The sequence below is a fragment of the Fructilactobacillus sp. X2R1C3 genome, assembly GCF_059901425.1.
The window spans coordinates 115,287-129,581 of the sequence record NZ_JBWXUW010000001.1 but is presented as its reverse complement, the minus strand read 5'-3'; the positions used below and the strand labels follow the sequence as shown (position 1 = coordinate 129,581).

Sequence of the window (14,295 nt, the reverse complement as noted above, 5' to 3'; positions counted from 1 at the left end):
TATTTACTTACATATTTAATCTTTTACGATTCCTTTTTCTATTGACAACCTTCTTATAAATAATCCAACCGATTAATAAAATCAAACTCAAAATACTGATCAACAGAGTAATGATTTGAACCAAAGTCTTTTTGTAAACAATATCAATATTGTTTGTTCCCTTCTGGATTGGAATATTAATTGCTTTATTTTCATCAACTTTGATTGGTACCTCTTTGTTATTTACGTAAGCATGAAATCCAGGATAATAAATATTAGGAAGTCTGATACTAGATAAATCTTTATTCGAATATAACTTATAACTGATTTCATTATATGAAGTTGAATACTTATCTTGCTTTAAGCCCATCTGTCCAGGATTCATTTTAGGAATAGAATGTTTAAATAAATCATCTCTAACAGGCTGAGATGCTTGGGGTAAGTAATCTAAAGTGTCCCACTCGGGTGCAACTTTTTCAAACTGTTTTTTTGTTAAAACAGTTCTTTCACTGTGTTTCAAATATTCAGTGGTAGAAGTCGCAAAACACATTCCAATAAAAGCAAGTGACAACATAAACAGCACGCCAAATTTCTTAGAAGAGCTGATCAAATTATTATTGATAACAATTTGTGCAGATTTAGCACCTAAAACCGCCAAAAGAAATGAAACAATCAGCATGAACCTAATTGGGAATTGCAGAAACTTCATTACATTTTGAAATAAGTTCCAAGGAAACAAATTAGTGGTTAATAAACCAAAAATGATTAATCCTAATACTAAGTACCGGTATTCTTTATTCAAATGTTTCCATGCCAGACAAATTAAAACGACTGAAACTAATCCTAAAATTCCAATGCCAGAAAGCTCAGTCCAATTAGTCACTGCATTATTATTTTGTAAGTAGTTAAAGAAGAAGTTTTGCAAATTGATTGTAAACTTATCTAGTTGAAGGATAAACACAGAAATGTTTCCCACATAGTGCATATTTACTAATAATGGTATCAAGAAAAAGGCAGACAATAGGACAGTAACAACGGCTGATAAAGCTAAATTCCCAATTCTTATTAATTTGTCACGAAAACTATAATTGATAAAGAAAACGTACAGAGCTAAGAAAAACACAAACATCGATACAATCAACAAAGAAACAATGTGAGTCATACAAATCAAAAACATCCCAATTGATAGGATGTACCACTTCTTATAGTTACCAAGAATGATTTGATAAACTCCATAAAACGCAATGGGTAAAAACATTAAAACCATTACCTGTGATATATCTTCATTATTAAATTGCCAAACAAAATTAAAACCTGACAATTCGTAAATTAAAGCACCAATTACAGAAGCAACCTTCGAAATCTTTAACTTGCAACACAAAATAAACATCGATAAAAGAATCAAGAAGTTTACTATCAACGCAAAAATTAAATATGAAACCCATGCATCTTTAACAGCTAAATGAATGAAAATTTCAGGCAAAAAAGTGAAAATCGGATAAAACAAACTATTAGGATACCCAAAACTACCAAATGTTTTCGTATTTATATCCGGCAGTATCTGAGTCCAATTTCCACTTTTTGCGTTTAAATAATTTTCTTGAATACTAGAAATATGAAATTGAAGATCAAATTGATTATAGACAACCCCACCATGAAAATATGGCAATATTAACAGGAAACTTATCAATGCGAAAAAAAGATATATTATTAAATTACTGTGTTTATGTATATTCATTTCCAACTTTTTAGTACTAATTTGATTCACCTCATAGAATTATTTATTCACTTTATATGATAATCATATCAGAACTTTTAAAAAATAAGAAATTTAATTTTTCATACAAAAAGAGTGTGAAGATAAAATCTTCACGCTCTTTTACGTATTATTCTATTTAAGAACTCTAAAGCGCTTGCTATCATCCATGAACTCTTTTTCGCTAGCTGGAGTGTTGATTGAACCAAAGTTCATCTCAGCCCGTAACTGCCAGTGATCAGGAATATCAAAAGTTGAAGCCACTTGAGCATTAATCAATGGGTCATAGTGTTGAATGTTAACACCAAGTCCATTTTCTTCTAGACCAGTCCAAACGGCAAACTGAGCGTTCCCCTGTCCTTCTTCAGACCAGTTGTACATCTCGTATTGATAGGTCTTGAATTGACCCTGCAATTCTTTAACCTTGTCCATATCAGTGAAGAACAAGATTGAGGCGTAGGCATCCCTAAAAGTTGAGATTTTCGCCTTAGTTCGAAGGAACCCGTCGGCAGGTACCTTTTCTCTCAATGCATCTTCAACGATATCCCACAACTTATCATGGTTTTCGTTAAAAAGTACCACAGCTCGAACCGTCTGCCCATTAAAGGCACTTGGTGTGTATTTAATTAATTCCTTGATATAAGTATATAAATCGTCCTGTGAAAAAGGTACATCCTTACCCAAGTCATAGATAGTCCGACGATTTTTCTCAAGATCTAAGAATTGTTTCTTTAATTCCATGTTCCAAAACTTCTTTCGTTAAATTTGATTCTTGGTCTTTCCCGTTGTCATTGCTTCGTGGAAATTATCGTAACTAACCTTGATCATGTCAACCGTGGCTGGCTCAGTCAGATAACCAATGTGCGGAGTAATAATAACATTTGGATAACGCTTCATCAATTCTAACACGTCTTTATTAGGAAGGTCATCTAATGAATTGAACTCGTTACCGTCAATCTGATTCTCATCAATAATCACATCGGCGGCGTATCCACCGATGTTACTACCAGACAATGCAATCGTAACGGCCTTAGTATCAACCAGTTCACCACGGGCAGTGTTAACTAAAATAGCGTTTCGCTTCATCTTGGCTAACTCTGGAGCTCCAATCATTTCATCATTTTCACCCGGTACGTAAGGAACGTGAAGGGAAACAATGTCCGACTTCTTCAACAACTCATCTTCATCAACGAAGGTTACATCCGGGTTATCATTTGGATGACGTTGATAGCCGAGCACGTTGGCACCTAAGTTGTGATACAACTTGGCTTCTGCACTCCCCATGTGCCCAACTCCGATAATTCCGACGGTCGCATCATGAATCTCATTACTGAAGTACGTTGGCAGAACGCGAAAATCAGCGTTATTTGTATTTACTGTTGCTTGGGCAACGTGTCTGAATAAGTCCATTCCCATCGTGAGTGCTAATTCGGCAACGGAGTATGGTGAATAACTGGGAACGTTAGCGACCATAATACCGTCTGCCTCAGCAGCATCTAGGTCAATGTTGTTGTAACCAACAAAACGGGTAAACAGATACTTAATTCCCATATCCTTGACCTTATCCAAGACATCTTTATCAGCGACACAAGAACCGTCAATTAAGATGGCATCCGTGCCCATTGCCTCGTCAACCGTATCAATCTTCAATGGTCTTTCAACCAAATTTAAATCAAAGTCATATGAATTTAAATCCACAAAGTATTCTTTTTCAAATGGCCTTACGTCATAAGCAGTAATCTTTGCCATTATATCTCTCCTTAGTTTAATGGATGAAGTGGTTTCCCGGTCTCAATCACCTTTTGAAAGTTCTCAAAACTGATACGAACCATATCCTTATTGGCTTCCTCGGTAAATGAACCCATGTGTGGCGTTACAATCACGTTGGGATAGTTCTTCATCAGCTTCTTATCTTCAGCACTAGGAACATCGTCCAAACTGTTGAATTCTTTGCCCATAATCTGACCTTCATCTAGTAGGACATCAGTTCCGTAACCACCAATTTCAAAGTTTTCGACGGCATCAGCAACCGCGTTGTTGTCAACCACGCCGCCCCGAGCTGTATTAACCAGGATGGAATCGTTCTTCATCTGATCAAGTTCGGTCTTGCTAATTAACTTCTCGGTCCCGGAAGTGAGTGGAACGTGAATGGAAACAATATCCGACTTTGTAAGTAATTCATCCATGTCAACAAACTTAACGGAATGATTATCAGGATCAGCATGCCGTTGATAGGCTAAGACGTTCGCTCCAACTGCATCATACATCTGAGCTTCAGCCGTTCCGATCCTGCCGGCACCGATGATTCCAACCGTTGAATCATGAATCTCACGACTAAAGTACAGTGGTAAGATACGAAAATCAGCATCATGCGTGTTGGCGGTTGCTTGAGCAACGTGTCTAAAAAGCGTCATTCCAAGGGTAAAGGCTAATCCTGCCACCGCATGTGGTGAATAGTCAGGTACATTAGCAACTTTGATGCCCTTTTCGGTTGCCCGCTTAATATCAATGTTATTGACTCCGACAGAACGAGTAAATAAGTACTCAACGCCATAATCGGCTAAGTGGTCAACGATTGTTCCGTCAGCATCGCACATCCCATCGATCAAAACTCCGTTTGATCCCTGAGCTTGGCTTACATTGGCCATCGTTAACTTCTCATTGACAAACTTTAAATCGAATTCTGTTTGATTATAATCTTCAAAGTATTGCTTCTGCATCGCATCAGCATGGTATATTGTTATTTTAAACATTAAACTATCTCCTTATCTTAACAACCCAATTATGAATTAAATCGTGGTTAAAATGCAATTCTTTTCTCTTATTAAATGCTAAAATGTTCATAACCAATCAGAGGAGAATAGTATGGCAAACAAATTTAATAATTTTCACAAAACTCAAGTTAAACGAATCATAGTAATGGCAGTAGTAATGATCATTTTGGTCATCGCTGGCATTTACGCAATCCTAACGAAATAAAAAAGACGACTTTTAAAAGTCGTCTTTTTTTATAGTAATAATCAATAATTATCAATAGCTTTTATACTCTTAGCATTAAACATATATGCATAAGAAGTATTTTGCCAATTTGTTGGATCATCAAAAATGATACTACCTAAAGAATAATTCGAAGAACCAACATTTGTAATTTGAGGAACAATAACATTTCCCTTATTTTGCTTCTTTTTCAATTCATTTTTGATTTCTTTTTGTTGATTTAACAATTGCTTATCTGTTTTATAGGATATTACAAATCCAGAAGTAAGATTAAGGATTAAGTATCCACCCAAACAAATTATAAAAGCACTAATTAATAATTTAATAATATTATCTTTAATATTAAACGGAACTAATTCTACAATTGCAATTATTAATAATATTGTCACAAAGAAATAACACCTTCCTTGGTCTGCACCTTCTGGAGAAATTACTAAAGCATAAAAAGTAATAAAAGCTGAAACAAACAAAATTAGAGCATTAGTAATAGCCTTTTTGTTTTTAACCAGATAAATATTAATGCAAAGAAAAATGACAAAAATAATGAGAATGGGCATTAAATTATTAATAATGTACTGATTAATAAGTGGAAAATTAATCCCAATTTTTTCAAAAAAAGTTTTATCTAAAAATGAAGAGTCTCTCAATCTTGCCCTTGCCATGTTACCAGGAGCAATTAGTAACAATACATACCCAATAACATACGATATAATCATTACAATTCTAGGAACAGTTAATCCCATGTGTTTTTGAGAAGAAAATAACATCAGTCCTAGAAGTAAAACAATCATTCCAACTCCAAGGTTTTCGTTAGAACATCCAGCTATCAAACCAAAAATTCCCAAAAAGAAAACAAAAATCGTATTTAAAATTCGATTATTCTTTTTTTTATATGTAATCCATAAGCTTACAAACAGTAAATTAATTACAGTTGTCCATAATTAATTTCCAGAACCAGCTCGGTAAAAAATTGTAAGTGAAAATTGGGGGATAAATACGAAAGCGAGAATTGTTGCAAGTAAATATTTTAAATTAATATTTTTAAAATTAATGGAAAATTGAGCTGATAAATAAGTAATTAGTAATAGTAAAACTATAAATGCTAAACCATTTATCAATCCGAAAGATGTTGGCGACAAATTTACTAAACATCTGTAAATAGTTTGGCCTACAAACCTACCATTCCAAACAAACCAATCTTTGATCCCTTCATGAACTATATTTCCCAAATTCATTCTAACTGCTAAAGCATCATCACCAAAGATCGGGGTAATCATACTCCAAAAAGACATCAAGCAAAATATAAGCACCGACATAATTCCAATAAAATACTTTTTACAAAAAGACAATATCTTATCCATAGACAATTCACCTCATAATATAGATATCCTAATTGTATCATAAGAAAAAATATCAAAATACATAAAAAAGGACTATGCACATAGCATAGTCCCTTCATTCTCGTTTTAATAAATCTTATTGAGCCGTGTATCCACCATCGACCACTAACTCACTACCAGTCGTAAATTCAGATTCATCAGAAGCCAAGTAAACAGCTGCATAGGCGATGTCTTCTGGCTTACCTAAGTGTCCCATTGGAGTTTTGGTTCGTTGTGACATGGCTTTCGCAAAGTCTGGTTTAACCATTGGAGTTTGAATATATCCAGGATGAACAGAGTTAATCCGAATACCATAATCTTTCAACGCACAATCAAGTGCAGCTGATTTTGACATCATGCGAACCGCACCTTTAGAAGCATTATAAGCACCCAAATTTGGGTCACCTACTAATCCCTCAATCGACGACATGTTCACAATTGAAGCACCTACGTTCTTATTCTTCATTTGCTTAATGCCTTCACGTATCCCATAAAAGACTCCGTCAAGATCGATACTCAAAACCTTATGCCATTCTTCGGTCGTAGTATCTTCAATGGATTTGCCAAGAGCAATCCCAGCATTATTAATCAACGTCGTGACCTGGCCAAAGTCTTTTTCAGTTTCTTCAAAGACCTCTGGCCAACGCTCTGGATCCGACACATCCTGTTTCATGAACTTGACGGTTCCAGGATATTTCTTATCAATTGATTCAACTGCTTCACGTCCACGATCTTCATTCCGGCCAGTAATGGTTACTTTTGCACCTTCTTTTGCGAACATCTCGGCAATCGCATAGCCAATTCCAAGTGTTCCACCAGTGATAATCGCAACTTTGTTCTTTAATCTGTCTGTCATAATATATCCCTCCAATTACTTAATCATTTATTGACCTCACTGTACCATGAAGGTTTGTAAACGCATACAAAAAGGACTCATGACTTTCATCACAAGTCCCATCCTAAATATACTTTACTTTAGTACCAGTTGTTACTTTCCCAGTGTTTCTTAGCGTTTTGCCACGAGCCATATCGATTATGGACGTAACTATCGGCCGTACGTTCTTGATTTTCCTTAGAATAATCACCATGTAAGTATGGACGACTTAGTTGGTACTTACCGTAAACCGTCGGATTCGTTGGATTCTCAGCATGATAGTCACCACGTGATTCATGATAAGCAATCCAGTTCTTAGCCGCCTCTTCCGATTTATTTGGTTTTGCTACTGAACTCTCAGACTTAATTACTTTTACAGGTTGTTTAGCCTGGCTTGCTTTACGAACTTTTTCCGATTTTGTAACAGTGGTGTATCTCGATGAATCGGCGTTGGCGTCGATGCGTGAACTATTTGCGACTGCTATGCCCGCGGTAAAAATAGCTGCAACGCTTGCTACGGTTAGAATAATATGTTTCCACTCCATTTAATTTCCTCCTCTCAACATTCAATACGTTAAGGGGTGCAAATTTCAACAATATTAGGAAAATATTACACGGATGTTAAAAAACATTGCAGAAATCGGGTTTTAGTATTATTAAGCCTTAAGAAATTATTTTACTGTCATGCACCTTAAAATTGAGTGTTATGGAGCTTTTTCAGATCAAGAATTGGGTCTTTTACGTACTCTTTCTGGGTGTCATCAGGTACGATTTTTGCATCTTTGCCTTTTAAGACTTTTTGAACAAATTCATCCCGAGTAATCATTTTATTGTTTGTTAAATGATACATTCCATAAGATAAATCATTTTCAATCACAAACAGCATAAACTCTGCCAACGTTCTGGTATCGGTTACCTGTATTGGCTGGTTACTACCCTCAATCTCACCACCTTTTAGTAATTCGTCCACCAATTTGCTTCCATTTTCATCATATAAATTAGCCGTTCGAATCGTATAATATTTCGTACTAATTTCCTCAATGGCACGTTCTGCCATGCGTTTCTGCTTACCATACTCACTTACTGGATTGGGAATGTCCGTTATCTCATGCAATTTAGAATTATCATTTCCGTCAAACACTCGATTCGTGCTGATATGGACTAGCGTTGCATTCACATCTCTAGCGGCTAACGCCACGTACTGGGTACCAAGAAAGTTCACGTTCTTATTGACGGTCTTACCCGGTTCCCTTTCGGCGTTAACAATGTCGGTGTATCCAACGCAATCAAAAACAACTGCTGGTTGATGGACCTGAAAATAATCCATTACTTGTTTCTGATTAGTTACATCAACTTCTTTTGAAGAAGGTGCCTCAAATTCGATTTGTTTTTTCTTTAGTAGATTTGAAAAAGTCCGACCTAACTGACCAGTTGAACCCAGTACCAATACTTTCATCATAAAATCACTCCCATAAAAAATAACGACGTGATGATCATTAGCTAATAATATTAACTAATAGATTAACACGTCGTTTCTAATTTGTTTTACTTAATTTTCTCAAAAACCTGGTTAAAGGCTTGTTTGGTGTAAAAACCATCATGAAGCTGCTTGGCGAGTTCATGGGCATTATCCACCATTTGAGTAAAATCATCATCAGTCACTTTTTTAAGTGATGAAGCTAGGTCAGAAATGGAATCCACTGATAACCCAACGTGATGCTGTTTTACAAATTTAGCCACGGCTGATTCTTCCCAGACAATCACTGGCATGCCAGCACTCAGATATGACGATGCCTTATAGGGGTTATTGTAGCGCAAATAGTCGCCAATCTTGCCGTAGACAGTATCAACACTATTGCCATCCCACACGAGTCCGTAACCATGACCTAATTTCTTTGATAAAACGTCTGGTGAGACACTCCCCATGTATTCCAGTGAAGAGTTTAAGGTCTTTGGATCATCAATATTACCAAAGACCTCAAATTTAACGGATTTTGCAACGTTTAAATATTTTAAGAAGACCGACTTATTTAGATTTCCCGCAAACGTCACATTATCTTTGTATTTTACCCCATTTTTTTGACTTTGAACGTCAGAAAAATAATCAAAGATTTCAAGGTCCACACAGGGAACGTTTAACCCATTTTCTTTTAACGTGTCTGACATCGTACTGTTTGGTGAAATAACGGCCGTAAAGTTATTTAAAAACTCGGCTTCTTCTTTGACGGTTGCAAAGGTACTGTTAGGAAAACGTAATGAATCAATATCATGGATCACTGCCACCGTCTTGACGTGACGGTCATTAAGATACCTTAAAAGTGTTTCTTCAAATTGTTTTCCAGAATAAATTGGATACTGAATAACAATTACATCAGTTGATTTAAGGTGATACTTGTCAAGTTTATTAATTCGATAATTGATCAAAAAATGACGATCGAATTTGCCATACTTATACTGCTTTAAGTATGCCATTTGAAAACCATAATCGTTTTCAAGAACTTCATTAATGTCCTCTTTGGGCTTGCCAATCCCATCATTTGCTTTTGACCGGACCACATCAATAATCAATTTTTTCATCAGTTCCACTAAACTCCTTCAAGGTTTACCTAATCATTAAACTTTCGAGTTAATTCATTGAAGCCGCGTTCCCACGCCTTCCAGTTCAATTTTGTTTCATATAGTTTTCGCGCGTTTTGAGCCATCGTTTCCAACTTTTCTGGTGACTGCGTAAGATCGATCACTGCATCAGCAAAGTCCATTGCCGTGGCATTCTTATTAAGACGATAGCCACTGTAATCATTAATGACATAAGTGCCAATCCCACCGGTGTCATACGTGATGGAAGGTAATCCATATTCAGCGGCTTCTGCAAACGCAATCCCCGCACACTCCGCCTTCGTTGGCAGAACAAACAGGTCACTTTCATTATAGAGTTGAATCATCTCGTTAAGACCGGAATCCGTGTGTTTAGAAACAAAGCCATGAAACTTAATGTTGTCTGGTAAATCTTGGTCGGCTGGTTGATTAAGACCAATGACGTTAATCATAAACTTATCAGGGAATCGTTCGTTTAACTTGTCCATCATGGAACAGATGAGGTCCATCCCTTTTCGTTTCCACTCAACACCCACAAACAATAATCTAATCTTACTGTTCGGGTCAGCTTTATGAGCTACAAATTTATCGGGTAAATTAGCGCCAAAGGGTAACACCTTGACCTTGTTTTTATTAATTCCATAGGTGGTGACAGCTCCCTCTTTTGCCCATTCACTGGCCATTAAAATCAAGGAAGCTTTTTCAAGGGTGACTTTATCCATGCGGGTGTGTACTTCAATTTTCTTTTTTGTTAAATTGAAGTAATAATAATTAATCATTTCACTAAACGTCGCATCATTTAAAAAAACGATGGGTAAGTCGGTCTGCAAAAATTCAACGAGGTTATCCTCAGCAGCAACAAAGATAAAATCAATATCAAATTCATACTTCAACTTCCGCTGTAAAGATTGACCTTCAACTCTTGCAATCCACTCGTCAGAGAATGCTTTTAAGTCGGGTAAATTAAACCACTTGGTAAACTTTCGAAAGACTTTTCCTAAAAACAGCTTAATACCAGACGGACGAACTGAAACAACTCGGTTTTGTTTAGCAATGACGTCGTAAATATTACTCGTCGTTCCCGACCAAACTGAGACATCATTTAATTTATCCTCACTAATAAAAGCAATCTTCATTGACTCTTAACCTCTTATTATTTTAACTAAAATCTCTTTTTAACAATGGTAATTATATCCTTTGAAACTTTTGTTTTAAACAAAAAGATCAGGAGACCATAAATTACGATTCCAATCCCAACTTCGATGATCAGATCAATCCATTTAACTTTTAGAGTCATATCCAATAACGAAACAATGGAAAACATTATGAGCCCTGCAACAAAGTACTTAAAGAATCCGTGGTACAACTTTCTAAAGTCAATTTCATCCTTAACAGCATATAGTTGGACTAGAGTGACAATAGATTCTGACAGAACCGTTGCAATCGCGGTTCCCACTGCTCCCCACAGTAAAATCAAAGGAACGTTAGCAACGATGTTAACAATTGCACCAATAATGACCGAGTAATTGTAGGCCTTGTTTTGGTTGGTCGGAACCAAGTATTGAACTCCAATGGCATTGCTCCACGCAATCATGACGACCACAATTGACTCAATCATCATCAGTGGAACAACTGCCATAAATTTCGGACTGAAAAACAGTGGGACAAAGCTCGGAGCAACGGCTGCAATTCCAAACGCAATTGGAATGGACAATGCCGTCACAAACTCAAAGCTTTGATACAAGTAATCCTTAACCTTTTCGTGCTTTCCTTGCATGAAGGCGTTGGCCACGTGTGGAAGCATGACGGTTCCCGTCGCCGTAACGACCGCTAACGATAATTTAACGATTTTATCGGATTGATCAAAGTAACCAGCCGCCGTGACAGAAGTCATTGCCCCCAGCATCGTCTTATTAACCACTAAATAAATCTGAGTGGCAATCTCAGGTACGAATAGAACCATCGACGGCCAAAAATGCCTAAACCAGTGAAAGTTTTTCCAGTCCACTTTCCCTAAGTATCTTCTCAAACTTGGGAATAAGGTCAGATTTCCAATCAATAGCGACATAGACAGTATAAATATGTATAACCACAAGTCACTATATGACTTGACGAACGCAAAAATACTGAAAAGCGTGATTATTTTAACAACAAAGTTTCTTAAAACGGTCACAGCAAAGTTTTCGACCCCCTGAAAGAACCAGGAGATATCAAAAGCTGCCGCAAGCAATGAAAAAGATTGGGCAATGTAATAACTGTGAAAGCGATGCACAAATGCCAAAAAAATAAAGAAGGCAATGTACGCCACTCCAATCGTTACCATTCGCATAAAGAATATTTCATAAAAAGTGTTAGTTAGTTTTTGCTTATTGTTTCGCACATACGCAATCTGCCGATTACCGTAGAGTGCGACCCCAACACTTCCAAAGATAATGAAATATTGAATATTAGCATTTGTATATGAATTAATACCAACTCCCTGTGGTCCCAAAACACGGGCCAGATAAGGAGTGGTGATTAAGGGAACTATCAACACGAATAGTTGATAAGACGCGTTATACAAATAATTCTTAATTACTTTACCCAAATTTATTCACCAAATTCGTTTTTAACTAGTCTCAAAGCTGACATGATGGTCTGATCCATGTTGTAGTAACGGTACTGACCTAAACGACCACCAAAGAAGACGTTTGGCGCATCCCTTTCAGCTAATTCTACGTAATTCTTGTACAAAGAACGATTCTTTTTGTCATCGATTGGGTAGTATGGTTCATCCCCACGGTGCCATGTCTTGGGATACTCATGAGTGATGACGGTCTTGTGCTTGTTACCCTTACCAAATTCAAAGTGTTTGTGTTCAATAACTCTGGTGTAAGGGGTCTCAGCATCGGTATAGTTGACTACCGCATTTCCTTGGTAGTTATCAACGTCTTTCACTTCAGTATCAAACTTCAAGCTACGATACTCCAGAGCTCCTAATTGATATTCAAAGAATTGGTCAATCATTCCGGTAAAGATGATACGCTTACCGGATTTTAGATACTCATCCTTTTTATCAAAGAAGTCAGTGTTAGTTTTAACATCGATTAAGTCACTAGCAAGCATCTTTTCAATAATTTGAGTGTATCCACCAATTGGAATTCCCTGGTATGGATCACTAAAGTAGTTGTTATCATAAATAAATCGAACTGGAATTCTTCTGATGATAAAGGCCGGGAGATCGGTGGCTTTTCTGCCCCACTGCTTCTCGGTATAGCCCTTTACTAATTTCTCATACAAGTCAGGACCAACCAGTGAGATAGCCTGTTCTTCCAAGTTAGTTGGCTTATCCGGAATATTGGCGCTACGCTTTTGTTCTTCAATCTTAGCCTTAGCTTCTGCCGGCGTTCTAACTCCCCACAGTTTATTAAAAGTATTCATGTTGAACGGCATGTTATAGATTTCACCGTGGTAGTTGGCAATGGGACTGTTAACGTAGTTGTTAAAGTCCGCAAATTGATGGACGTAATCCCAGATATCCTTCATCTTGGTATGAAAAATGTGAGCTCCATATTCATGAACTTGGATGCCCTCTACTTCTTTGGTATAGATATTGCCACCAACGTGATCACGTTTCTCGATCACCTCAACGTGATTGCCGCGTTTAGCAGCTTCGTATGCAAAGGTTGATCCAAATAATCCAGAACCAACAACTAAATAATCAGTCATGTTATCCTCCAAAATGTATTAATTTACTAGGGCAAGCCCTGCTTAAATGTTTTATTTTCTGTCTGAAATGTACCAATAACTTACTAAATTAATAGATAGTCTTACTTTATCAATAATAGTAAAGAATAATAATACAAGCAACAATGCAATCAAGATTGTAATGTCAATTAACTATCCTTTACTTCATTAACGGCTTTTCCATCAATCTTGGTTCTCTTCTTATCTCCGTTTAAAAACCAAGTATACTCTACATCAAAATGTCCGATATCAAGAACCTGTTTGTTTAACGTTTTAGTTAAGTCATACGAAAGAATGGTGGCCGTTGGTCCAAGCGCAGCTAGGACCAAGTCTGGATTATCTCTTACAATTAAATCTTTAGATCGAATTAAAATGTCATCATACTGTTCAAAAGCATTATGACTTGGGCATTCCAGCCTCAAAACTTCTCTGGCACTTTCTAACAAGTCGTTTCCCTTGCCAAAGTGCGTTTGGTCTCCCTCAATTACTAACACCCTTTTATTTGCGACATACTTCTTAAATTCATCAAAAACATACTTAGCGATGTTCTTATCTTTTAGATCCATATACGGACGCGTCACACTGGTATTATAGTAAGTCTTACTCCGATCTAAATCTTTAAGCCACTCTGAGCCATACTTCCCCATTTCACGTTCCCAGTACATGTCAGCGTTCATGATGCTTGGGTCTTTAAATGCTTGAGGAAGACCAATTCCATGACCATTAAGATTTGAGTGCAACACTTCTAAAAGCCGTTCGCTTAATTCTTTTGAATCGCGTTCAAACGATTTCTGACCAGTCATGTTAATCCACTTAAACTCGCCATCACCAAATCGGCTAAGAGAAATATGGTCCTTAGTAATCGCATCGATGGTTTGTTCAATTGATTTAACTCTCAAGGTTTGAAATTGTTTCTTATATTTAATTTGATAGATTGGAATGTACACAGCGTCGTTAAACGCCTTATACAAAAAAGACTTTAAGTTCAA

The 14,295-nt window shown here is 36.7% G+C and carries 12 protein-coding genes and 1 pseudogene; all 13 read right to left on the bottom strand.

The genetic code is table 11. From position 1 onward, the window contains the following. Positions 1-7: 7 nt before the first annotated feature. The 13 genes and pseudogenes from AC6UDD_RS00570 to AC6UDD_RS00510 all read right to left on the bottom strand — a co-directional run bounded on the left by AC6UDD_RS00570 (position 8) and on the right by AC6UDD_RS00510 (position 14,295). Complete coding sequence (locus AC6UDD_RS00570; RefSeq protein WP_500717466.1) at positions 8-1,648, bottom strand: YfhO family protein; 1,641 nt, start codon at positions 1,646-1,648, stop codon at positions 8-10. 222 nt (positions 1,649-1,870) lie between these two features. Then, a complete protein-coding gene (locus AC6UDD_RS00565; RefSeq protein WP_500717462.1) occupies positions 1,871-2,476 on the bottom strand; it encodes a nitroreductase family protein in 606 nt (201 codons plus the stop codon). Between the two features lie 18 nt (positions 2,477-2,494). Beyond that, positions 2,495-3,484 carry an NAD(P)-dependent oxidoreductase gene (locus AC6UDD_RS00560; protein ID WP_500717459.1) on the bottom strand — a complete coding sequence of 330 codons (990 nt, stop codon included), beginning with the start codon at positions 3,482-3,484 and terminating at the stop codon, positions 2,495-2,497. 11 nt (positions 3,485-3,495) lie between these two features. Then, positions 3,496-4,488, bottom strand: coding sequence for an NAD(P)-dependent oxidoreductase (locus AC6UDD_RS00555; protein WP_500717455.1), 993 nt, complete (start codon positions 4,486-4,488; stop codon positions 3,496-3,498). Positions 4,489-4,755: 267 nt separating this feature from the next. Further along, positions 4,756-6,093: pseudogene (locus AC6UDD_RS00550) on the bottom strand (DUF3329 domain-containing protein). Between the two features lie 115 nt (positions 6,094-6,208). Continuing rightward, the gene (locus tag AC6UDD_RS00545) at positions 6,209-6,967 is read right to left on the bottom strand and encodes an NADP-dependent (R)-specific alcohol dehydrogenase (protein WP_500717453.1); all 759 of its coding nucleotides are present in this window, start codon (positions 6,965-6,967) and stop codon (positions 6,209-6,211) included. Between the two features lie 119 nt (positions 6,968-7,086). Continuing rightward, positions 7,087-7,530: an aggregation-promoting factor C-terminal-like domain-containing protein gene (locus tag AC6UDD_RS00540; RefSeq protein WP_500717450.1), complete on the bottom strand. Its 444-nt coding sequence runs from the start codon at positions 7,528-7,530 to the stop codon at positions 7,087-7,089. A 146-nt stretch (positions 7,531-7,676) separates the two neighbouring features. After that, on the bottom strand, positions 7,677-8,444 hold the full coding sequence (locus AC6UDD_RS00535; RefSeq protein ID WP_500717448.1) for an SDR family oxidoreductase: 768 nt from the start codon (positions 8,442-8,444) through the stop codon (positions 7,677-7,679). Positions 8,445-8,530: 86 nt separating this feature from the next. Next, entirely contained in the window at positions 8,531-9,562 is a 1,032-nt protein-coding gene (locus AC6UDD_RS00530; protein ID WP_500717445.1) for a glycosyltransferase, read from the bottom strand. Positions 9,563-9,591: 29 nt separating this feature from the next. After that, positions 9,592-10,716: a glycosyltransferase family 4 protein gene (locus tag AC6UDD_RS00525; RefSeq protein ID WP_500717442.1), complete on the bottom strand. Its 1,125-nt coding sequence runs from the start codon at positions 10,714-10,716 to the stop codon at positions 9,592-9,594. A gap of 26 nt (positions 10,717-10,742) precedes the next feature. Further along, positions 10,743-12,167: a flippase gene (locus AC6UDD_RS00520; protein WP_500717439.1), complete on the bottom strand. Its 1,425-nt coding sequence runs from the start codon at positions 12,165-12,167 to the stop codon at positions 10,743-10,745. Between the two features lie 2 nt (positions 12,168-12,169). Next, a complete protein-coding gene (glf, locus tag AC6UDD_RS00515; protein ID WP_500717436.1) occupies positions 12,170-13,288 on the bottom strand; it encodes a UDP-galactopyranose mutase in 1,119 nt (372 codons plus the stop codon). Positions 13,289-13,455: 167 nt separating this feature from the next. Continuing rightward, the gene (locus tag AC6UDD_RS00510) at positions 13,456-14,295 is read right to left on the bottom strand and encodes a GT-D fold domain-containing glycosyltransferase (RefSeq protein WP_500717434.1); all 840 of its coding nucleotides are present in this window, start codon (positions 14,293-14,295) and stop codon (positions 13,456-13,458) included.